We start from the raw sequence: 20,988 nt of genomic DNA, 5'->3' as shown, positions 1-20,988 counted from the left end.
TTTCGGTGCCCGCCACCACCCGAATCGGTCGGTCGAGAAACCGGTCCCGCCCCCATGGACCGCCCGGGCCTGAAATGCTGGACCCGTCGCACGGGTGGGCGCGCAGCCGTCGTGGGCTGTGGACGGGCGGCGTCGGGCTGTGGGGGGCCGAAAGATCGTGGAGGACAGGGTGCGGGTGGTCATCGCCGAGGATTCCGTGCTGCTCAGGGAGGGCCTGACCCGGCTGCTGACCGACCGCGGGCACGAGGTCGTCGCCGGGGTCGGTGACGGCGAGGCGCTGATCAAGACCATCACGGAGCTGGACGCCCAGGGCGAGCTGCCGGACGTGGTCGTGGCCGACGTGCGGATGCCGCCGACGCACACCGACGAGGGGGTCCGGGCGGCGGTGCAGCTGCGCAAGGCGCATCCGGGGCTCGGCGTGCTCGTGCTGTCGCAGTACGTGGAGGAGCGCTACGCCACGGAGCTGCTCGCCGCGTCCAGCCGGGGCGTCGGCTACCTGCTGAAGGACCGGGTGGCCGAGGTGCGGGAGTTCGTGGACGCGGTGGTGCGGGTGGCCGGGGGCGGGACGGCCCTGGACCCGGAGGTCGTCGCGCAGCTGCTGGGCCGCAGCCGCAAACAGGACGTGCTGGCGGGGCTCACCCCGCGGGAGCGCGAGGTGCTGGGGCTGATGGCCGAGGGGCGGACGAACTCGGCGATCGCCCGGCAGCTGGTGGTGAGCGACGGGGCGGTCGAGAAGCACGTCAGCAACATCTTCCTCAAGCTGGGGCTGTCCCCGAGCGAGGGCGACCACCGCCGGGTCCTGGCCGTGCTGACGTACCTGAATTCGTGAAACTCCTGACATGTGTGTCAGGGCGCTCGAACGTCTCAAAGTCGTGTCCAACATGCGAATGACCCGAAGAACGCGACCCTTGCGGTCGTAGGGTTGATCCTGGGAGGGCCTGCGGGAAGGCCTGTCCCGGACAGCGTCCTCGAGGGAGGTCCAGTTCAGTGACCAGCCAGGTCAGTAGCCCAGCGGAGCAGGCCGACGGAGCAGTCGTAGGAGAGCAGCGCAAAGCGGCGGGCGCGAAGGACGTCCGGCGCCTCGACCGGGTGATCATCAGGTTCGCGGGGGACTCGGGTGACGGTATGCAGCTCACCGGTGACCGCTTCACCTCGGAGACCGCGTCGTTCGGCAACGACCTGTCGACGCTGCCGAACTTCCCGGCCGAGATCAGGGCGCCCGCCGGGACCCTGCCGGGTGTGTCGTCCTTCCAGCTGCACTTCGCCGACCACGACATCCTCACGCCCGGCGACGCGCCGAACGTACTGGTGGCGATGAACCCGGCCGCCCTGAAGGCGAACATCGGGGACCTGCCGCGCGGCGCGGAGGTGATCGTCAACACGGACGAGTTCACGAAGCGGGCGATGCAGAAGGTCGGCTACGCGACGTCCCCGCTGGAGGACGGGTCGCTGGACGGCTACCACCTGCACCCGGTGCCGCTGACCACGCTCACGGTCGAGGCGCTCAAGGAGTTCGACCTCAGCCGCAAGGAGGCCGAGCGCAGCAAGAACATGTTCGCGCTGGGCCTGCTGAGCTGGATGTACCACCGGCCCACGGAGGGCACGGAGAAGTTCCTGCGGTCGAAGTTCGCCAAGAAACCCGACATCGCGGCGGCGAACATCGCCGCGTTCCGGGCCGGCTGGAACTTCGGCGAGACGACGGAGGACTTCGCGGTCTCCTACGAGGTCGCGCCGGCGGCGACGGCGTTCCCGCCGGGCGTCTACCGCAACATCTCCGGCAACCTGGCCCTGTCGTACGGCCTGATCGCCGCCTCGCAGCAGGCGGATCTGCCGCTGTACCTGGGCTCGTACCCGATCACCCCGGCGTCGGACATCCTGCACGAGCTGAGCAAGCACAAGAACTTCGGGGTGCGGACGTTCCAGGCGGAGGACGAGATCGCCGGGATCGGGGCGGCGCTGGGCGCGGCCTTCGGCGGTTCGCTGGCGGTGACGACGACGAGCGGCCCGGGTGTGGCGCTGAAGTCCGAGACGATCGGCCTCGCGGTCTCGCTGGAGCTGCCGCTGCTGATCGTGGACATCCAGCGCGGCGGCCCGTCGACAGGCCTGCCCACCAAGACCGAGCAGGCGGACCTGCTGCAGGCGATGTTCGGGCGCAACGGCGAGGCCCCGGTGCCGGTGGTGGCGCCGCGGACACCGGCGGACTGCTTCGACGCCGCGCTGGAGGCGGCGCGGATCGCGCTGACGTACCGCACGCCGGTGTTCCTGCTCTCCGACGGCTATCTGGCCAACGGCTCGGAGCCCTGGCGGATCCCGGACCTGGAGGAACTGCCCGACTTGAGGGTGCAGTTCGCGCAGGGCCCGAACCACACGCTCGACGACGGCACCGAGGTGTTCTGGCCGTACAAGCGGGACCCGCAGACGCTGGCCCGCCCGTGGGCGATCCCGGGCACGCCGGGCCTGGAGCACCGGATCGGCGGCATCGAGAAGGAGGACGGCACGGGCAACATCTCCTACGCCCCGGCCAACCACGACTTCATGGTGCGCACCCGGCAGGCGAAGGTCGACGGCATCGACGTCCCGGACGTCCAGGTCGACGACCCGGACGGCGCCCGGACCCTCGTCCTCGGCTGGGGTTCGACGTACGGGCCGATCACGGCGGCCGTGCGGCGGCTGCGCAGAGCCGGGGAGTCCATCGCGCAGGCCCATCTGCGCCACCTGAACCCCTTCCCGCGGAATCTGGGCTCCGTGCTGGAGCGTTACGACAAGGTGGTGATCCCCGAGATGAACCTCGGGCAGCTCGCCACGCTCATCCGGGCGAAGTACCTGGTCGACGCCCACTCGTACAACCAGGTCAACGGCATGCCGTTCAAGGCGGAGCAGCTCGCCTCGGCTCTGAAGGAGGCCATCGATGACTGAGGCACTGAAGCTGGTCCCCAAGGCCGAGGCCAAGCAGTCGATGAAGGACTTCAAGTCCGATCAGGAAGTGCGCTGGTGCCCCGGCTGCGGCGACTACGCCATCCTCGCCGCGGTGCAGGGCTTCATGCCCGAGCTGGGGCTGGCGAAGGAGAACATCGTCTTCGTCTCGGGCATCGGCTGCTCGTCGCGCTTCCCGTATTACATGAACACGTACGGGATGCACTCCATCCACGGCCGCGCCCCGGCCATCGCCACGGGCCTGGCCAGCTCCCGCCGGGACCTGTCGGTGTGGGTCGTCACGGGTGACGGCGACGCGCTGTCCATCGGCGGCAACCACCTGATCCACGCGCTGCGCCGCAACGTCAACCTCAAGATCCTGCTGTTCAACAACCGGATCTACGGTCTGACCAAGGGCCAGTACTCGCCGACCTCCGAGGTCGGGAAGATCACAAAGTCGACGCCGATGGGCTCGCTGGACGCGCCGTTCAACCCGGTGTCGCTGGCGATCGGCGCGGAGGCGTCGTTCGTGGCGCGGACGGTGGACTCCGACCGCAAGCACCTGACGGAGGTGCTGCGCCAGGCCTCCGCGCACCAGGGCACGGCGCTGATCGAGATCTACCAGAACTGCAACATCTTCAACGACGGCGCCTTCGACGCCCTGAAGGACAAGCAGCAGGCCGAGGAGGCCGTGATCCGGCTGGAGCACGGCGAGCCGATCCGGTTCGGCGCCGACCTGGCCAAGGGCGTCGTACGGGACCGGCTGACCGGGGACCTGAAGGTGGTCGCCGTGACGCCGGAGAACGAGGCGGAGGTCCTCGTCCACGACGCGCACTCGGCGTCCCCGACCACGGCGTTCGCGCTGTCCCGGCTCGCCGACCCGGACACCCTGCACCACACCCCGATCGGCGTGTTCCGCTCGGTCGACCGGCCCGTCTACGACACGCAGATGGCCGACCAGCTGGACAGCGCGATCGAGCAGCACGGCAAGGGCGACCTGGCGGCGCTGCTGGCGGGCGGCGACACCTGGACGGTCGTCGGCTGACCTGCCGCAGGACCTGAGGGGCCCGGGACCGCTAGGAGGCGGCCCGGGCCTCGTCGTATGCCCGGCGTGCCCGCTCCACGTCGTCCATGCGGTCGCGCGTCCACTGCGCGAGGGCCCGCACCTGCTCGGCGGCCTCGCGGCCCAGCTCGGTGAGGGAGTAGTCGACGCGGGGCGGGATGACAGGTCGGGCGTCGCGGTGGACCAGCCCGTCCCGTTCCAGGGTCTGGAGGGTCTGGGTGAGCATCTTCTCGCTCACGCCGCGGCCCCCGTACGTGCCGATCGCCCGGCGCAGCTCGCTGAACCGGTACGGGCGGTCCAGGAGCTGGATCAGCACGAGCACGCCCCAGCGGCTGGTGACGTGCTCCAGGACGAGCCGGTACGGGCACAGCGCCTCGGTTTCACTTACTGCCATGCCAGTACCTTACTTCAAAGTGGGTACTTTCCAAGAGTTAGCGCTTCTCCTACGTTAGTGCCATCGCACCCCACAAGGAGAGTTCTCACCATGAGCATCGTCGTCACCGGAGCCACCGGACACCTCGGCCGCCACGTCGTGGAGCAACTGCTGGAGAAGGTCCCCGCCGAGCAGATCACCGCGGTCGTGCGCAACGCGGAGAAGGCCGCCGACTTCGCGGACCGCGGTGTGAAGATCGCGCTGGCCGACTACAACGCCCCCGCCTCCTTCGACGGCCTCTTCTCCGCCGATGACAAGGTGCTGCTGGTCTCCGGCAACGAGTTCGACAAGGGCCGCGTGCAGCAGCACAAGGTCGTCATCGACGCCGCCAAGGCGGCCGGTGTCGCCCTGCTCGCCTACACCAGCGCCCCGGGCACCCTGTCCGCCGCGCTCGCCGACGACCACCGCGGCACCGAGGAGATCCTGCTGGACTCCGGCGTGCCCTACACGCTGCTGCGCAACGGCTGGTACCACGAGAACTACACCGAGAACCTCGCCCCGGTACTGGAGCACAACGCGGTCGTCGCCGCCGCGGGCGAGGGCAAGGTCTCCTCGGCCTCCCGCGCCGACTACGCCGCCGCCGCCGTCGCCGTGCTCACCGGCGAGGGCCACGAGAACAAGACGTACGAGCTGGGCGGCGACACCCCGTGGAGCTTCACCGAGTACGCGGCCGAGCTGAGCCGGCAGACCGGCAAGGAGATCGCCTACAACGCGGTCTCCCCCGAGGTCCTGGTCGGCATCCTGACCGGCGCGGGCCTGCCGGAGCCGTTCGCTCAGATCCTCGCGGGCGTCGACGCCTCCATCGAGAAGGGCGAGCTGGTCGTCTCCACCGGTGACCTGTCCCGTCTGACCGGCCGCCCGACCACCCCGTTCTCCGAGGCCATCGCCGCCGCGCTCAAGGGCTGAACTCCCCCGGCGGGCCCTTGAGCCACCCCACCCCCGGCTGTCATGACCGTATGCCGATACGGGCATGACAGCCGGGGGTACGCGGCGTTACCGTCGTGAACGCGGACGCGACGTGTGGAGGAGGGCCCGTGACCGGCAAGCCGAGGGGTGAGCGGCACATAGGACTGCTGAACGGCTTCGCGGCCTACGGGATGTGGGGGCTGGTGCCCCTGTTCTGGCCCCTGCTGAAGCCCGCCGGCGCGGTGGAGATCCTGGCCCACCGGATGGTGTGGTCGCTGGTCTTCGTGGGCGCCGCCCTGCTGGTGCTGCGCCGCTGGGCCTGGGCCGGCGAGCTGCTGCGGCAGCCCCGCAAGCTGGGGCTGATCACGATCGCCGCGGCGGTCATCACCGTCAACTGGGGCCTGTACATCTGGGCCGTGAACTCCGGGCACGTCGTCGAGGCCTCGCTCGGGTACTTCATCAACCCGCTGGTCACCATCGCGATGGGCGTGCTGCTGCTGAAGGAGCGGCTGCGGCCCGTGCAGTGGGCGGCGGTCGCGACCGGCTGCGTCGCGGTCGTCGTGCTGACCGTCGGCTACGGCCGGCCCCCGTGGATCTCCCTCTGCCTCGCCTTCTCCTTCGCCACGTACGGCCTGGTGAAGAAGAAGGTGAACCTCGGCGGCGTCGAGTCGCTCGCCGCCGAGACCGCGATCCAGTTCCTGCCCGCGCTCGCCTACCTGGCGTGGCTCACCGCGCGGGGCGGCTCCACCTTCGCCGCCGAGGGCGCGGGGCACGCGGCCCTGCTCGCCTCGGCCGGCATCGTCACCGCGCTCCCCCTGGTCTGCTTCGGCGCCGCCGCCATCCGCGTGCCCCTGTCCACCATCGGCCTGCTGCAGTACCTGACGCCGGTCTTCCAGTTCCTGCTCGGCATCCTCTACTTCCACGAGGAGATGCCGCCCGAGCGCTGGGCCGGCTTCGCGCTGGTGTGGCTGGCGTTGACGCTGCTCACCTGGGACGCGCTGCGCACCGCCCGCCGGGCCTCCCGCGCGCTCACCACCGAGATCAGCGCGCCCAGCGCGACCAGGACGACCGGCACGGTCAGCGCCGCGCGGAAGGCCGACAGCGTGGCCTCGGGGCCGGACCCGGTGGACGCCAAGCCGTAGACCGCGGTCACCGCCGAGATGCCGATCGCGGAGCCGAACTGCGTGGCGGTGGTCAGCAGCCCGCCGGCCAGGCCCTGCTCCGACCCGGTGACGCCGTCCGTCGCCGCGATCGTCAGCGGCCCGTAGGCCAGGGCGAAGGCGAGGCCGGACAGCAGCAGCGTCGGGAACATCATCGCGTAGGACCAGTCCATGCCGACCGGCAGGAACAGTGCGTAGGCGGCCACGGCCAGGACGAAACCGCCGAGGATCACCCGGGCGTTGCCGAAGCGGGCGACCAGCCGCGGGGTGAGCGTCGGCGCGAGGACGGCGTCGATGCCCATGACGAGCAGGGCGAGGGCCGTCTGGAGGGACGACCAGCCGCGCAGTTCCTGAAGGTAGAGCGTGACGACGAACTGGAAGCCGAAGAAGGCGCCGAGGAAGAGCAGCGCCCCCAGGTCGGCGCGCACGACCGGGCCCTGGCGCAGGATGCCGAGGCGGACGAGCGGGTCGGGGCAGCGCCGTTCGACCACGACGAAGGCCCAGGCCGAGAGCAGCGCCGCGACCCCGGCGGCCACGGTGAGCGGCCAGTCGTGCAGGCCGTGCTCCAGGCGTACGACGGTGTAGGCGGCCAGCAGCATGGCGCCCGCTGCGGTGATCGCGCCGGGCACGTCGAAGGTGCGCCGGCGGGCCGGCGGGGCGTCCAGCCGGGGGATGAGGCGGACGGCGGGGACGAGCAGGGCGGCGGCCATCAGCACGGGCGCGAAGAACACCCAGCGCCAGCCGATCTCGGTGAGCAGGCCGCCGATCACCAGGCCGAGGGAGAAGCCGGCCGCGCCCGTCCCGGCGAAGACCAGCAGGGCCTTGTTGCGCTGCGGGCCCTCCTCGTACGACGTGGTGATCAGGGAGAGCGCGGCCGGGGTCATGAACGCGGCGGCGACGCCGGTGACGAACCGGGCGACGATCAGCATCCAGCCCTCGGTCGCGAAGCCGCCGAGCCCCGAGAAGGCGAGGAAGACGGTCAGCCAGAGCAGGAACATCCGCCGCCGGCCGAGCAGGTCGGCGGCTCTGCCGCCCAGCAGGGTGAAGCCGGCGTAGCCGAGGACGTAGGCGCTCATCACCCAGGCCGCGGTGCCGGTGGTCAGGCCGAGGTCGGAGCGGACGGCCGGGATCGCCACCGCCATCATCGCGACGTCGATGCCTTCGAGGAAGATCGTTCCGCACAGGACGAGCAGCAGCGCCCAGGCACGCGTGCCCATGAGTCAACACTCCTCTGGTAGGGATCGGTTACGCAAGCGAGGGCCAGTTATGCAAGGGAGCGCCGGTTCCCTCTTGTAACCACGACCACCCTGCGGCAGCATCGGCAGACATGGAAGAAGGCACTTCGAAGTCACCGAGTTACTGCGAGAGCACCGTCGACTACGGCGACACCGACCCCTTCCAGTGGGACACCCGCGAGGACTGCCAGGTCCGGCAGATCCTCGACCGGATCGCCGACAAGTGGTCGCTGCTGGTCATCGCGCTGCTGGCGAACCGGCGGCTGCGCTTCACCGAGCTGCGCCGGGAGATCGACGGGGTCAGCCAGCGCATGCTGACGGTGACCCTGCGCTCGCTGGAGCGCGACGGCCTGGTGAAGCGGACGGTGCACCCGGTGGTCCCGCCGCGGGTCGACTACGAGCTGACCTCCCTCGGCCGGACGCTGCACACCACGATCCAGTCCCTGGTGACCTGGACGGAGGAGCACCAGGACGAGATCGCGGCGGCCCGGACCGCGTACGACACGCGGGAGGCCCGGGCCGCACAGGCCGCTACGGCCTCCTAGGCACCTGGCGGGCCCGGTGCGCCCGCGCCTTCTCGCGGTTGCCGCAGTGCTCCATCGCGCACCAGCGGCGGCGGCCCGGGCGGGAGGTGTCGACGAAGAGCAGGAAGCAGTTGTGCGCGCCGCACTCGCGGACGCGGTGGGCGTGGGGGCCGGTGAACAGGTCGATGGCGTCGCGGGCGACCGTGGAGAGCAGCTGCCTGCCGGTGGCGCCCGGGGCCCAGGCGCGGCTGCCGTCCGGGGCGAAACGGGCGACGAGCGCGGGTTCGGCCGCGGCGGCGTTGACGGCGTCCAGATGGGCGGTCCGCAGCGGGCGGTCGTGGGCGCGGTCGGCGGCGAGCAGGAACACGGCGTCCCGCAGGGCGCGTGCGCGCGCCAGTTCCCCGGCGGACACGGTGAGGTCCAGTCCGGCCGGCAGACGGCTGCGTGCGGCCCAGGCGACCAGGTCGGCCGGCTCGTGCAGCACCTCCCAGCGCGCGAAGGCGCCGGGGCCGCCGGTCGTCGTCAGCTCCAGGCACAGGGCGCCCGGGTCGAAGCGGTAGGGCTTCCCCTCGGACGAGACCAGCGTCAGCCCCGGGGGCTCGTTCGGCGTTTTGGCCGCGCGTCCACTCACCTAACCAGTATAAGTGGTTACATGACGCAGACACCGGCATCGGATGCCCCCGTCCACTGGAAGGTCGTCATCGACGCGAACGACCCGCACGCGCAGGCCGGCTTCTGGGCCGCCGCCCTGCGGTACGAGGTCGAGGACAACAGCGCCCTCATCGAGAGGCTGCTCGGCTTCGGCGCCCTGCCGGAGGAGGCCACGGTCGCGTTCCGGGGCCGCCGCGCCTTCCGGGACCTGATCGCCGTACGGCACCCCGAGGACCCGTTCGAGGAGGAGAGCGGGACCGGGCTCGGGCGGCGGCTGCTGTTCCAGCGGGTGCCGGAGGCCAAGACGGTGAAGAACCGGCTCCACCTCGATCTGCACCCGGGCGAGGGGCGCCGCGACGAGGAGGTCGCCCGGCTGGAGGGGCTCGGGGCGAGCGTGCTGCGGCGGGTGAAGGAACAGGGCGGCGAGTGGGTCCTGATGGCGGACCCGGAGGGGAACGAGTTCTGCGTGCAGTGACGCTGTCCGGCAACGCCCTGGCCGGATCACAGTCTTGACGGAGAGTCAGTAACAGCTTCACCATCCAGGCACCCCATTCACTGTGGGCTGCCTGTGGACACCCCACGGGCTTCCCAAGGAACTCGGAGCCCCCACATGAAGCTCTCCGTTTCCGCGCGTGCCGTGGCGGCAGGCGGCCTGGCGACAGCCTTGCTCCTGGCCGGCGGCGCCGTGGCGGACGCCGCGTCCTCCGCTCCCTCCAGAGCGGCGGCCGCGCCGGACATACCCCTGGCGGGCGTCAAGGCCCACCTCTCCCAGCTCCAGTCCATAGCCACCGCCAACGGCGGCAACCGCGCGCACGGCCGCCCCGGCTACAAGGCCTCGCTCGACTACCTGAAGGCCAAGCTGGACGCGGCCGGATACACCACCACCGTCCAGCAGTTCACCACCTCCGGCCGCACCGGCTACAACCTGGTCGCCGACTGGCCGGGCGGCGACCCGAACCAGGTCGTGATGGCCGGCTCGCACCTCGACAGCGTCTCCTCCGGGCCCGGCATCAACGACAACGGTTCCGGCTCGGCCGCCGTCCTGGAGACCGCGCTCGCCGTGTCCCGGGCGCAGTACAAGCCCGCCAAGCACCTGCGGTTCGCCTGGTGGGGCGCGGAGGAACTCGGCCTGGTCGGCTCCCGCCACTACGTCAACCGGCTGGCCACCGGCGACCGTTCGAGGATCAGCGCCTATCTGAACTTCGACATGATCGGCTCCCCGAACCCCGGGTACTTCGTCTACGACGACGACCCGGCGATCGAGAAGACCTTCAAGGACTACTTCACCGGCATCGGCGTCCCGACCGAGATCGAGACCGAGGGCGACGGCCGCTCCGACCACGCGCCCTTCAAGAGCGCGGGCGTGCCGGTGGGCGGTCTGTTCACCGGGGCCGGCCGGACGAAGACGGCGGCGCAGGCGGCCAAGTGGGGCGGTACGGCCGGGCAGGCCTTCGACCGCTGCTACCACTCCTCCTGCGACACCACCGCCAACATCAACGACACGGCCCTGAACCGCAACAGCGACGCCCTCGCCCACGCGGTGTGGGAACTGTCGGAGTAGCCACCGCGGCTACTGGACGCGGGCGCGTTCGGTGAGGCGGCCCACGCGCTACTGGACGCGGGCGCGCTCGGTGAGGCGGCCCATGCGGGCGCGGGCCGACTCCAGTTCCTCGATCTCCTCGGCGGCCGGGCCGTCCTCGGCGGCGAGTTCCGTCCACAGGCCGATCAGGCCGCGCCCCAGCTCCAGCCCGAGCGCCGGGTCGCGCACCGCGCGCCAGGCGGTCGCCGCGCTGCGCACGTTGCCGTAGGCGCCCTCCGCGTCGCCGCCGCGGCGGTGGGCACCGGCCAGGTCGAGCGACAAGTGGAAGGCACGGAGCGGGTCGCCCGCCAAGTAGGCGATGTACGCGGCCAGTTCGCGCAGCCGGAGCACCTCGGGGTGCTCCGGCCCCAGCGTCCCCGACGCCTGGGCGACGGTCTGGTCCGCCAGCCCGGCCGCCACGTCGATCCGGCCCTCCTTCACGGCCTCGTTGATCCGCCCGACCGGCTCCGCGAGGAGCGCGGGGGCGGTGGGGTCGCCCGGGGCGGTGAGGGGTTCGTCGCCGAGCACGGCCTCCGCGACGGCGTCGAAGCCGCGGGCGGGGGTGGGCCTGGCCTCGGCCTCGGCGGCTGCCAGGGCGGCCGCGTCGGGGAGCGGCTCACGCCGTGGGGCCGGTGCGGCCTCGGGGACGGGCAGCGGCCGCGCGTCCATGGGCGGGGGCGGGCCGAACTCGCCGGTGGGGGGCGCGACGGTCCCCGGGGGCGTGGCCGAAGCCGGCGGCGCGTCCTCCGGTACGGCCCGCAGCCGGAACGTGGCCGGCTCGTCCGCCGGCTGCGGCTCGGGCACCGCCCGCAGCGGAAACGTCGGGGCCGCGCCGCCGGACTCCGGTTCGGGCCACAGGACGTGGGTGGCGCTGTCGCTCCGCGGGGGCTCCTGCTCCGCCGGGGCCGTGCGCACCGGCTCGGCCGTGAAGCGGCTGGAGCCGTCCGGGTCGACCTGGAGCGGGACGACGTAGCCGATGCGCTCGTCGCGGACCGTGGCGAGCACGGGGTGGCCGGTGGCGAGGGCGAGGTGGTGGAGGCGGTTCAGGACGGCCTGCTGGATCTCCTCGCCGGGGCCCGCGAAGACCGGGACCCCGCCGACGGACGCGGCGTCGGACGCCCCGCCCGCGCCCTCTCCGGTGTCCGCTGTGCCCCAGGGGACATGGACGTCGATCGGCGCAGCCGGGGTCGCCGCGCGTGCGGCCTGCTTCTGTTCCCGCTTCTTCTCGCGGCTGAGTCGAGCCATCGTCCCCTCACTCGGCGTCGTACACCTACTGTCGAGTGTGTCCGCTCGCCCCCGTTTCTCACGTCACCGCGGTGTCACAGGCTCGTCCCAAGGGCCACCGGCACCGGTGTCGATCGTTCCGGATGGCATGGGGACCGGGAGCACCAGGGAGGAGAAGGGCATGCACACAGGCATGCACACAGGCATGCGACAGGGGCCGGAGATCTGGATCCGCGGCCCGGTGACCAGGCCAGGGCCAGGATCGCCGGAGCCCGCCCACGCCCATGCCGCGACACGGCGTTTCTCCTGGGTCGGCACGCACGGCGGCGCCGGCGTCTCCACCCTCGCCGCGGTCTACGGCGGGCATGACAGCGGCCGCGCCTGGCCCGGGCCAGGCGAGCCCACGTCGGTGCTGCTGGTCGCCCGGACGCACGCGGCCGGGCTCGACACGGCCGCCGGTGCCGTCGAGGTCTTCCGGCGCGGCCAGGCCCCGCCGGGGCTCGACCTCGACGCCGTCGTCCTCGTGGCGGACGCCCCGGGCCGGCTGCCGCGCCCGCTCGCCCAGCGGGTCAAGTCCCTGGAGTCGGTCATCGACGTGTACCGGGTGCCGTGGGTGCCGGCCTGGCGGCTCGGCGAACTGGGCCGGCCGCCGCGCGAGACGGAGCCCCTGCTCCGGCTGACGGGGGCGGCGCGCTGATCACCGGAGTTGAGGGTCACCCCTGGCGGACTTTGCTTGCATGTGCATATGATGCAGGCGCCTGTAATTGACGTACGCCGAGCATTCAGGGGGATCCCCATGACCCGCCGCTTCCTCTTCGTCCTGGGCAGCGCCCGTGCCGACGGCAACACCGAGCTGCTGGCCCGCCGGGCCGCCGAGCAGCTGCCGCCGGACGTCGAACAGCAGTGGATCGACCTCACCGAACATCCCGTGCCGGACTTCGAGGACCTGCGGCACGACAGCGACCACGTCCGGCCGACCGAGGGCAACGTGGCCCTGCTGCTCGACGCCACGCTCGCGGCCACGGACATCGTGATCGCCTCGCCCCTGTACTGGTACTCGGTCTCCGCGCACACCAAGCGCTACCTGGACTACTGGTCGGGCTGGCTGCGCACGCCCGGCCTCGACTTCAAGGACACCATGGCCGGGCGCACCCTGTGGGGCGTCGCCGCCCTCGCGCACCGGGAGCAGGTGGTCGCCGACCCGCTGGTGGGGACGCTCAACAACTCGGCCGCGTACATGGGGATGCGCTTCGGCGGCGTGCTGCTCGGCAACGGCAGCAAGCCCGGCGACGTGCTGAACGACACCGAGGCACTGGCCCGCGCGAAGACGTTCTTCGCCCAGGAGCCCCCGCTCGCCCGGTTCCTGTACGAGGAGTGAGTTCCCGTACCTGCCGGGGCCTTAGGCGGTGATGTCCTTCGCCGTGAAGCGCGCCCACGCCGCCGAGCCGAACACCGCCGCGTACAGGGCCTGCAGTCCGAGGTTCCTGGCGAGTTCGTCCCAGTAGACCGGCTCGCGCATCAGGTCGGCGAAGGACAGCCAGTAGTGCGAGAAGAAGTACGGCTGGAGCGCGTGCAGTTGCGGGATCTGGTCCAGGATCTGGACCGTGATCAGCAGGCCCACCGTCGTCGCCATGGCCGCGATGCCGCTGTTGGTCAGCGTCGAGACGAACAGGCCGAGCGCCGCGACGCCGATCAGTGACGCGGCGACGGCCAGGGCGATCAGCAGGGCTCTGCCCAGGCCCTCGGCGAAGCTGATCTGCGTACCGGAGATGGTCGTCAGGTCACCGAGGGGGAACAGGAGCGCGCCGACCGTCAGGGCCGAGACGGCGACCACGAGCGTGGCGGCCAGGCAGAACAGGACGACCGTCGCGTACTTGGTGAGCAGCAGACGGCTGCGGCCGGCCGGGGCGACCAGCAGATAGCGCAGCGTGCCGGCGTTCGCCTCGCCGGCGATCGCGTCGCCCGCGACGACACCGACCGCCATGGGCAGGAAGAACGGGAGGGTGGCGGCCAGGGCGGTGAAGACCAGGAACAGGCCGTTGTTGGTGATCTGCGAGATGAAGGCCGGTCCTCCGCCGCCCCCGCCACCGGGCGAGGAACCGTCACCCGTCTCGATCTTGACGGCGATGCCGACCAGGATCGGCACGCCCGCCAGGACCGCCAGCAGCGCGAGGGTGCGCCAGCGGCGGAAGGTGGTGGTGAGCTCGTTGCGCAGCAGCCCGAAGGTCCACAGCGGACTTACCGGCCGTACGCTCTGGGCGACTTCAGCCCGCGACATCGAATCCCTCCCCCGTCAGCGCCACGAACGCGTCCTCCAGCGAGGCCCGTTCGACCGTGAAGCCGCGCACCCGGACCCCGGCGGTGACCAGCGCGGCGTTCACCTCGGCCAGGTCGCGGTCCGGTGGCTCGCCGGTCACCCGGTCGTCGGTGACGGCGATGTCCGCGACACCCTGCTCCTTCAGCACCCGGGCCGCCTCCGCCGGGTCGGGCGTGGTCACCACCAGTCGGCCCCGCGCCCCGGCCGCCAGCTCGGCGACCGGGCCCTGCGTGATCAGCCGGCCCCGCGCCATCACGGCCGCGTGTGTGCAGACCTGCTCGATCTCGTCGAGCAGGTGGGAGGAGAGGAAGACGGTCGTGCCGTCGGAGGCCAGCTCCCGTATCAGGGTGCGGATCTCGCGCATGCCCTGCGGGTCGAGGCCGTTGGTCGGCTCGTCGAGGACGAGCAGCCGGCGCGGCTGGAGCAGCGCGGCCGCGAGGCCCAGGCGCTGTTTCATGCCCAGCGAGTAGGCCTTGGCCTTCTTGCCCGCGGCGGCCGTGAGGCCCACGCGGTCCAGGGCGGCGGCGACCCGGGCGCGCCGGGTGCGGGGATCGGCGGCCGGGTCGGCGGAGTCGTAGCGGATCAGGTTGTCGCGGCCGGAGAGGAAGCCGTAGAGGGCCGGGCCCTCGATGAGGGCGCCGACGTGCGGGAGCACGGCGCGAGTGGCGGGGGGCATGGGCTGCCCGAGGACCCGCGCCGTGCCGGAGGTGGGCTCGATGAGGCCCATCAGCATGCGGATGGTGGTGGTCTTGCCGGAGCCGTTGGGGCCGAGGAAGCCGAAGACGCTGCCCGCCGGGACGGTCAGGTCGAGACCGTCGACGGCGAGCTGTCCGCCGCGGTAGCGCTTGGTGAGCGCGCGGGTGGCGATGACCGGTTCCCCGGCCTGCTCGCCCCGCTGCTCCGGCTCCGTGGCGGACGGTTCGCCCATCGGCTTCCTCGTTCTCTCTGCGCTGCGCTGCGGGACTACTTCGCGGCGTCGGCCGCCTTCACGAGCGCGTCCTTGGTGACCATGCCGACGTAGACCTTGCCGTCGTCCGTCATCAGGGCGTTGACCAGTCGGGTCGAGAAGACCGTGCCCGAGCCGAACTTGCCGGTGACCTTGTCGCCGAGCGAGTCGAGGAAGCCGCCGAAGTCGCCGCCGCCCGCCTTGCCGGAGGGCATGCCCTCGCCGCCGGTGTCGAAGACGGCTATGGAGTTCCAGCCCTCGCCGATGGTCTTCATGCCGTCGGGGCCCTTGCCGTGGCCCTCCCCGGCCTTCGGGGCGTGCTCGCGCGCCTCGCCCTTGCCGAAGCCCAGCCCCAGGCCCTCGCCGAAGCCCTCCTCGGACGCCTTGCCGGACGCCTTGCCGGAGTCCTTCTCCTCGGTGACCTTCGCGCCCTTGGGCGGTGTGAAGTCGAAGGTCGACGCGGCCGGCTCGGCGAAGCTCACCTGCGTGAAGCCCGCGTCGACGACGGCGGCACCGCCGCCCGCCGGGGTCAGCGTGAACTTCAGCGGCAGGCCCGTCTCGGAGTCCACGGCCACCGTGATCGCGCCGACCGTCGAGCCGGACTGCTTGGGCTTGACGACCAGCTTGTAGGCGTCCCGGCCGGCGACCTGCGCGGTGCCGTCCACGGTCACGGAGGTCGTGTCGCCGACGGCCTTCAGGGCCTCCTCGGCGAAGTCCTTCGGCAGGGCCGGCGGCTGCTGCTCCCGGTCGCCCTTCGGGCTCTCGGAGACGGTGCCGTGGTAGACCTCGTTGGACTTGCTGTCGTAGCCCCAGACGTCCTTGCCGTTGTGGATGAGGCTGTACTCCGCGGCGTTCTCCAGCAGCGACAGCTTCTGCTTCTCGGGGCCGTCGGCGGCGACGCGCAGGGTGTGCGTGCCGGAGGCCAGTTCGGTGAGCTTGGCCGTCGGGTCGGCGGAGGAGCCGCCCTCGCCCTGGCCGGCGGCGCCGGACATCAGGCTGGACTCCAGGCCGCCGAGGTTCGGCAGACCGAGGTCCGTGCTGATCTTCACCGTGCCGGAGAGCTGCTCGACGTCCGACTTGGCGATCTTCTCGATGAGCTGCTGTGCGGTGATCTTCGGGAGGTCGGGGTCGCCGGAGTCGGCGAGTGCGGGGACCAGGCCGATCGTCGCGGCGGCCACCCCCATCACCGTGACCGGGACGACGTACCGAGCGGCTTTGCGGCGCCCGGAGCGCTGCTCGTCGACCTCCCCGGCGATCGTGTTGTCGTCGGATGCGTACGGTGCCATGTGTGCCCTACCTCCGTGGTCGGCGGCGGCTGTCCGTGTCGTCCACGCACTCGTCCCTGAGCCGCCATTCTCACCCGAACTGGTGAGGAGTGGTGTGTTCCGTGGTTTCCATCTGACCAAATCGGCCAGGGAGATACGTCAGACCCCGGACTCAACTCCACGTACTGCTGCGGTATGACACGAGGGGGCGGCTTCTCCCCCGACCCGTAGGGGTCGTGCGGGGATCGCCCGGCTAACCGGCCCGGTGCACCACCGCGTCGCACAGCTCCACCAGCGCCGTCTTCGCGGCACATTCGGGCAGCGGGGCCAGCGCCGAGCGGGCGTCCTCGGCGTAACGGACGGTGTCCCGGCGGGCCTGCTCCAGCGCCGGGTGGGCGCGCAGCAGGCGCAGCGCCTCGGCGTGCCGGGCGTCGTCGGTGAGGTCGGAGTCCAGCAGCTCGCACAGGGCGATGTCCTCGGCGAGCCCGAGCCGGGCGGCCCGCTCGCGCAGCCGCAGCACGGGGAGCGTGGGGATGCCCTCGCGCAGGTCGGTGCCGGGGGTCTTGCCGGACTCGTGGGAGTCGGAGGCGATGTCCAGGACGTCGTCCGCGAGCTGGAAGGCGACGCCGAGCCGCTCGCCGTACTGGGTCAGGACGTCCACGACCGTCTCGTCGGCGCCGGACATCATCGCGCCGAACCGGCAGGAGACCGCCACCAGCGAGCCCGTCTTGCCGCCCAGCACGTCCAGGTAGTGCTCGACCGGGTCCCGGCCGTCCTGCGGACCGGCCGTCTCCAGGATCTGCCCGGTCACCAGCCGCTCGAACGCCTCGGCCTGCACGCGCACGGCCTCGGGACCGAGGTCGGCCAGGATGTGCGAGGCGCGGGCGAAGAGGAAGTCGCCGGTGAGGACCGCGACGGAGTTGCCCCAGCGGGCGTTCGCGCTCGCGACGCCGCGGCGCACGGCGGCCTCGTCCATCACGTCGTCGTGGTACAGCGTGGCGAGGTGGGTCAGCTCCACGACGACGGCCGAGGGCACGATCCCGGGCGCGTACCGGTCACCGAACTGGGCGGAGAGCATCACGAGCAGCGGCCGGAACCGCTTGCCGCCGGCCCGCACCAGATGCTGGGCGGCCTCCGTGATGAAGGGCACCTCGCTCTTGGTGGCCTCGAGCAAGCCTTCCTCGACAGCCGCCAACCCGGCCTGGACATCGGCTTCCAGAGCCTGGTCCCGCACGCTCAGCCCGAACGGCCCGACGTCGGTCACGAGGGGTCTCCTGTCTGCTGGTGTCTGCCGGTGATCAAACGGATTGTCGATAGGTCGCTGCCATCACTCGAGTCAGCGTATCCGGTCACGTTTCGATCACCTCCAGCGCCCATGGTTACAGGCCGGGCGGCAGCAGACATTTATCGACTTTCCCGGAAGTAACCGCTCATATGCGATTTGCCGTAATAGAGAAGCAAATTCCCCTTGCGGGGCATTGCGCCCCGGGTCGCGATCAGTGAGTTGAATCACTTCGCCCCCTCGGCGGCCACACCCCGACACCGTCCCGTACCCCCATCCGCGGAAAGCAAGTTGAGCCTTGGCTCCCGCAAAGGATCAAGCGCCTCATATCCCCCCGATCAAGGTCACCGGAGTCGATATGTGACGCCGGTGCTTGTTCCCGGCATGTGCTCTCGCATACGTTCCGGGCTTGTCCGGCGGACGCCGAATCCTGCCGCCGCCCGGACTCCCCACACACACCGACTCACTCACGCAGGGCAGGAGCGGGGGACCCAGGTAAGTCGCCGGTCCATGACAAGGAACGGCTCGGGGTGAAGCCGCGCACGGCAGCACAGCGCCGTACGCGGCCGGGCACCTCCCGGCCCGAACCCGACAGCTCACCTCGCAGGCGCCGGAGAGGAACATCGCCATGCCCGGACGAGGTAAGCACCGTCGCCCCAGAACCAGCCCGCTCACCCGAGGTGTCGTCGCCGCCGGCACCGGCGGAGCGGCCCTGACCCTCCCGCTGCTCGGCGCGACGCAGGCCAGCGCCGCCCAGCCGGCCCAGAGCGCCCCCGCCGCCCAGACCGCACCCCAGGCGGCCCAGCCCGCCAAGTCCCTCACGTACACCGTGACCAAGGGCGACACGCTCTACCGCATCGCGGACAAGTACGACGTCTCGGGCGGCTGGAAGCAGCTCTACAAGGACAACCGCGCCGCCGTCGGCGACGACCCGAGGCTGATCCACCCGGGCCTGAAGCTGAAGGTGAAGACGGCGAAGGCGGCCGCCGGGCCGAAGGCCGCCACCCAGAAGAAGGCGACGCAGTCCTCCGCCCCGGCCGAGCCGGCCGACGGCGTCACCAAGGCCACCCCGGCCGCCGCGAAGACCTACGCGAACAACCTCGACGGCTGGATCCGCGAGGCGCTGGACATCATGGCCCAGCGGGGCATCCCGGGGTCGTACGACGGCATCTACCGCAACATCATGCGCGAGTCGTCCGGCAACCCCCAGGCGATCAACAACTGGGACTCCAACGCCGCCAAGGGCACGCCCTCCAAGGGCCTGCTCCAGGTCATCGACCCGACCTTCGCCGCCTACCACGTGCCCGGCACCCCCTACGACCCGTACGACCCGGTCGCCAACATCACGGCGGCCTGCAACTACGCGGCCGACCGCTACGGCTCGATCGACAACGTCTTCGGCCCGTACTGAGCCGACCCGCCCAGCAGTCGCTCGAGGACGACGGCGATGCCGTCGTCCTCGTTCGACAGGGTGACCTCGTCGGCCACGGCCTTGAGTTCGGGATGGGCGTTGGCCATCGCGACGCCGTGGGCGGCCCAGTCGAACATCGGGATGTCGTTGGGCATGTCACCGAAGGCGATGGTGTCCGCCGGCCGCAGCCCCAGGTGATCGGCGGCCAGCGCCAGGCCCGTCGCCTTGGTGACACCGCACGGCTGGAGCTCGACCGTGCCGGGCCCCGACATCGTCACCGTCGCCAGTGAGCCGACCACCGAGCGGGCCGTCGCCGCCAGCTCGTCGTCCGTCAGGTAGGGGTGGCGCAGCAGCACCTTGCTGATGGGCTCGTCCCACAGCTCGTCGCGCCGGTCGACCCGTACCGCGGGCAGGGTCGGATGCGGCATGAGATAGCCCGGCTCGATCAGCGTGAGCCCGTCGACCCCGTCCTGGTCGACCGCCGCGTACACCTGCCCCACCTCCGCCTCGATCTTGCCGAGGGCGGTCTCCGCCAGCTCCCGGTCCAGGGTGATGGACCACAGCAGCCGGTCCGCGCCGGCGTCGTACACCTGCGCGCCCTGCCCGCACACCGCGAGCCCCGTGCAGCGCAGGTCGTCCAGGAGCGGCCGCACTCTCGGCGCCGGCCGGCCCGTCACCACGAGGTGCTGGGCACCGGCGTCCGCCACCCGCGCGAGCGCGGCGAGGGACCGGTCGGACAGGGTGTCGTCGCCGCGCAGCAGCGTCCCGTCCAGGTCGGTGGCGATGAGTGAATATGCGATGGGTGCGGCCATGATCAGAGAATACGGACAGCGCGCCCTTTCGTTTCATCGCACGGCGCACGCCGATTGCCCGGTTGAAGGCCTCTGCACCAGTTGGCAACAACATGGTCCGCTACCTACCGTCGGGGCCGTCTCGGGCGGTACCTTCCAAGTGTCCAGGGGGGACTTGATCGGGGGGTCAGGTTGAGCAGTGGGCGCATTCACGTGATGGGGCCCGGGGAGCTCGGCGAAGGGGAAAAGGAGCGCTGGCGCGCACTGCGCGCCGCCTCGGAGGCACCGCGCAACCCTTTCATGGAACCGGAGTTCACCGACGCCGTCGGCCGGGTGAGGCCGCAGGCCCGGGTCGCGGTCGTGTACGAGGGGCGGGAGCCCGCCGGGTTCCTGCCGTACGAGCGCGGGCCGTTGGGGCAGGGCCGGGCGATCGGACTCGGCGTCTCGGACGTCCAGGGGGCGATCCTGCGGCCGGGTCTGGCGCTGGAGACCGGTGAACTGCTGCGGGCCTGCGCGCTGTCGAGCTTCGCCTTCGACAACCTGGAGGCCGAGCAGCGGCTGTTCGTCCGGTACGCGGCGGAGGAGCACGCCGGTTACGTCATCGACGTGGAGAAGGGCTACGAGACGTACGAGTCGGCGCTGCGCGCCCAGTCGCCGAAGTTCCTGAAGACCACCCTGGCCAAGGAGCGCAGGCTGGGCCGGCAGGTCGGCGAGGTGCGGTTCGTGTTCGACGAGCGCGACCCGGCCGCGCTGCGCACGCTCATGGAGTGGAAGTCCGCGCAGTACCGCCGGACGGGCCGCCGCGACCGGTTCGCCCAGGAGTGGATCACGCGGCTCGTCGGGCAGCTGGCCCGGACCCGGGCGCCGGAGTGCGGCGGCACCCTGTCCGTGCTGTACGCCGGCGACCGGCCCGTCGCCGCGCACTTCGGGCTGCGGTCGGCGTCGGTGCTGGCCTGCTGGTTCCCGGCGTACGACCCGGAGTTCGCGAGGTACTCGCCGGGTCTGGTGCTGCACCTGCGCATGGCCGAGGCGGCGGCCGCCGAGGGCATCGGCCTGCTCGATCTGGGGCGGGGCGCCGCCGAGTACAAGGAGGCGCTGAAGACGGGCGAACGGCCCGTGTACGAGGGCGCGGCGACCCGGCCGGGGGCGGGCGCGGCGCTGCACTGGCTGAGCCGCGAGCCGGCGCGCCGCGCGCACAGCTTCGTCCGCGGCCGGCCGCGGCTCGCGGCGCTGGCGGCGCGGACCCTGAAGGGCGCGGCTCGGCTGCGCGGTGCCTAGAGGAAACCGA

Annotated in this window: 20 protein-coding genes, 1 pseudogene and 1 riboswitch; of the genes and pseudogenes, 12 read left to right on the top strand and 9 right to left on the bottom strand. The window is 71.7% G+C overall.

Annotation, left to right across the window (positions count from 1 at the left end; translation table 11 throughout):
* Positions 1 to 157 precede the first annotated feature (157 nt).
* The 3 genes from ABZ386_RS27095 to ABZ386_RS27085 all read left to right on the top strand — a co-directional run bounded on the left by ABZ386_RS27095 (position 158) and on the right by ABZ386_RS27085 (position 3,958).
* Complete coding sequence (locus tag ABZ386_RS27095) at positions 158 to 829, top strand: response regulator transcription factor (RefSeq protein ID WP_351337717.1); 672 nt, start codon at positions 158 to 160, stop codon at positions 827 to 829.
* A 158-nt stretch (positions 830 to 987) separates the two neighbouring features.
* A complete protein-coding gene (locus tag ABZ386_RS27090; protein WP_351337720.1) occupies positions 988 to 2,916 on the top strand; it encodes a 2-oxoacid:acceptor oxidoreductase subunit alpha in 1,929 nt (642 codons plus the stop codon).
* Positions 2,909 to 3,958 carry a 2-oxoacid:ferredoxin oxidoreductase subunit beta gene (locus tag ABZ386_RS27085; protein ID WP_358966222.1) on the top strand — a complete coding sequence of 350 codons (1,050 nt, stop codon included), beginning with the start codon at positions 2,909 to 2,911 and terminating at the stop codon, positions 3,956 to 3,958. The genes ABZ386_RS27090 and ABZ386_RS27085 overlap by 8 nt, the downstream gene beginning before the upstream one ends.
* 31 nt (positions 3,959 to 3,989) lie before the next feature.
* Here ABZ386_RS27085 and ABZ386_RS27080 read toward each other — a convergent pair whose 3' ends face one another.
* Positions 3,990 to 4,370: a helix-turn-helix domain-containing protein gene (locus tag ABZ386_RS27080; protein ID WP_114254735.1), complete on the bottom strand. Its 381-nt coding sequence runs from the start codon at positions 4,368 to 4,370 to the stop codon at positions 3,990 to 3,992.
* 90 nt (positions 4,371 to 4,460) lie between these two features.
* On the opposite strand from ABZ386_RS27080, the gene ABZ386_RS27075 reads away from it, so the two are divergent.
* Together ABZ386_RS27075 and rarD are read left to right on the top strand one after the other, a co-directional pair.
* Entirely contained in the window at positions 4,461 to 5,315 is an 855-nt protein-coding gene (locus ABZ386_RS27075; protein WP_358966220.1) for an SDR family oxidoreductase, read from the top strand.
* Positions 5,316 to 5,443: 128 nt separating this feature from the next.
* Positions 5,444 to 6,346 (top strand): annotated as a pseudogene (gene rarD / locus ABZ386_RS27070) (EamA family transporter RarD); the annotation flags it as partial.
* Here rarD and ABZ386_RS27065 read toward each other — a convergent pair.
* Positions 6,229 to 7,692 (bottom strand): MFS transporter, encoded by a 1,464-nt coding sequence (locus tag ABZ386_RS27065; protein WP_358966217.1) that lies wholly within the window; start codon positions 7,690 to 7,692, stop codon positions 6,229 to 6,231. The pseudogene rarD and the gene ABZ386_RS27065 sit on opposite strands and share 118 nt — an antisense overlap.
* Positions 7,693 to 7,802: 110 nt before the next feature.
* Between ABZ386_RS27065 and ABZ386_RS27060 the strand changes: the two genes are divergently transcribed.
* Positions 7,803 to 8,255: a helix-turn-helix domain-containing protein gene (locus tag ABZ386_RS27060; RefSeq protein ID WP_351337731.1), complete on the top strand. Its 453-nt coding sequence runs from the start codon at positions 7,803 to 7,805 to the stop codon at positions 8,253 to 8,255.
* Here the strand turns inward: ABZ386_RS27060 and ABZ386_RS27055 are convergent.
* On the bottom strand, positions 8,242 to 8,865 hold the full coding sequence (locus ABZ386_RS27055) for a CGNR zinc finger domain-containing protein (RefSeq protein ID WP_351337733.1): 624 nt from the start codon (positions 8,863 to 8,865) through the stop codon (positions 8,242 to 8,244). The two genes, ABZ386_RS27060 and ABZ386_RS27055, sit on opposite strands and share 14 nt — an antisense overlap.
* 21 nt (positions 8,866 to 8,886) lie before the next feature.
* Here ABZ386_RS27055 and ABZ386_RS27050 point away from each other — a divergent pair, with 21 nt between their 5' ends.
* Both ABZ386_RS27050 and ABZ386_RS27045 read left to right on the top strand, forming a co-directional pair.
* Complete coding sequence (locus ABZ386_RS27050) at positions 8,887 to 9,360, top strand: VOC family protein (protein ID WP_351337736.1); 474 nt, start codon at positions 8,887 to 8,889, stop codon at positions 9,358 to 9,360.
* A gap of 135 nt (positions 9,361 to 9,495) precedes the next feature.
* Positions 9,496 to 10,446 (top strand): M28 family metallopeptidase, encoded by a 951-nt coding sequence (locus ABZ386_RS27045; RefSeq protein WP_351337739.1) that lies wholly within the window; start codon positions 9,496 to 9,498, stop codon positions 10,444 to 10,446.
* Between the two features lie 48 nt (positions 10,447 to 10,494).
* Here the strand turns inward: ABZ386_RS27045 and ABZ386_RS27040 are convergent, their stop codons facing one another.
* Positions 10,495 to 11,709 (bottom strand): tetratricopeptide repeat protein, encoded by a 1,215-nt coding sequence (locus tag ABZ386_RS27040; RefSeq protein ID WP_358966214.1) that lies wholly within the window; start codon positions 11,707 to 11,709, stop codon positions 10,495 to 10,497.
* Between the two features lie 172 nt (positions 11,710 to 11,881).
* On the opposite strand from ABZ386_RS27040, the gene ABZ386_RS27035 reads away from it, so the two are divergent.
* Positions 11,882 to 12,385 carry a DUF6668 family protein gene (locus ABZ386_RS27035; protein WP_351338063.1) on the top strand — a complete coding sequence of 168 codons (504 nt, stop codon included), beginning with the start codon at positions 11,882 to 11,884 and terminating at the stop codon, positions 12,383 to 12,385.
* Positions 12,386 to 12,484: 99 nt separating this feature from the next.
* Positions 12,485 to 13,066 (top strand): NAD(P)H-dependent oxidoreductase, encoded by a 582-nt coding sequence (locus tag ABZ386_RS27030; RefSeq protein ID WP_351337745.1) that lies wholly within the window; start codon positions 12,485 to 12,487, stop codon positions 13,064 to 13,066.
* Positions 13,067 to 13,087: 21 nt separating this feature from the next.
* Here ABZ386_RS27030 and ABZ386_RS27025 read toward each other — a convergent pair whose 3' ends face one another.
* From ABZ386_RS27025 to ABZ386_RS27010, 4 genes are all read right to left on the bottom strand, one after another.
* Positions 13,088 to 13,966 (bottom strand): ABC transporter permease, encoded by an 879-nt coding sequence (locus tag ABZ386_RS27025; RefSeq protein WP_351337748.1) that lies wholly within the window; start codon positions 13,964 to 13,966, stop codon positions 13,088 to 13,090.
* Positions 13,953 to 14,933, bottom strand: coding sequence for an ABC transporter ATP-binding protein (locus ABZ386_RS27020; protein WP_358966212.1), 981 nt, complete (start codon positions 14,931 to 14,933; stop codon positions 13,953 to 13,955). Before ABZ386_RS27020 ends, ABZ386_RS27025 begins: the two co-directional genes overlap by 14 nt.
* Before the next feature lie 35 nt (positions 14,934 to 14,968).
* Positions 14,969 to 16,237: a DUF2092 domain-containing protein gene (locus ABZ386_RS27015; protein ID WP_355724188.1), complete on the bottom strand. Its 1,269-nt coding sequence runs from the start codon at positions 16,235 to 16,237 to the stop codon at positions 14,969 to 14,971.
* A gap of 232 nt (positions 16,238 to 16,469) precedes the next feature.
* Positions 16,470 to 17,480: a polyprenyl synthetase family protein gene (locus ABZ386_RS27010; protein WP_351337757.1), complete on the bottom strand. Its 1,011-nt coding sequence runs from the start codon at positions 17,478 to 17,480 to the stop codon at positions 16,470 to 16,472.
* Positions 17,481 to 17,944: 464 nt separating this feature from the next.
* A riboswitch (cyclic di-AMP (ydaO/yuaA leader) is annotated at positions 17,945 to 18,123 on the top strand.
* A 3-nt stretch (positions 18,124 to 18,126) separates the two neighbouring features.
* Here ABZ386_RS27010 and ABZ386_RS27005 point away from each other — a divergent pair.
* A complete protein-coding gene (locus ABZ386_RS27005; protein ID WP_358966209.1) occupies positions 18,127 to 18,909 on the top strand; it encodes a LysM peptidoglycan-binding domain-containing protein in 783 nt (260 codons plus the stop codon).
* Here the strand turns inward: ABZ386_RS27005 and ABZ386_RS27000 are convergent.
* Positions 18,873 to 19,721 (bottom strand): HAD family hydrolase, encoded by an 849-nt coding sequence (locus ABZ386_RS27000; protein ID WP_358966207.1) that lies wholly within the window; start codon positions 19,719 to 19,721, stop codon positions 18,873 to 18,875. The genes ABZ386_RS27005 and ABZ386_RS27000 overlap by 37 nt on opposite strands.
* Before the next feature lie 195 nt (positions 19,722 to 19,916).
* On the opposite strand from ABZ386_RS27000, the gene ABZ386_RS26995 reads away from it, so the two are divergent.
* On the top strand, positions 19,917 to 20,978 hold the full coding sequence (locus ABZ386_RS26995) for a GNAT family N-acetyltransferase (protein WP_351337765.1): 1,062 nt from the start codon (positions 19,917 to 19,919) through the stop codon (positions 20,976 to 20,978).
* Positions 20,979 to 20,988 lie beyond the last annotated feature (10 nt).

Origin of the sequence: Streptomyces sp. NPDC006140 (genome assembly GCF_040628815.1) — a bacterium.
In the GTDB taxonomy this organism is placed as follows: Bacteria; Actinomycetota; Actinomycetes; order Streptomycetales; family Streptomycetaceae; genus Streptomyces.
Note: the sequence above shows the minus strand (reverse complement) of the source record. Positions and strands in the feature narration are given on the sequence as shown.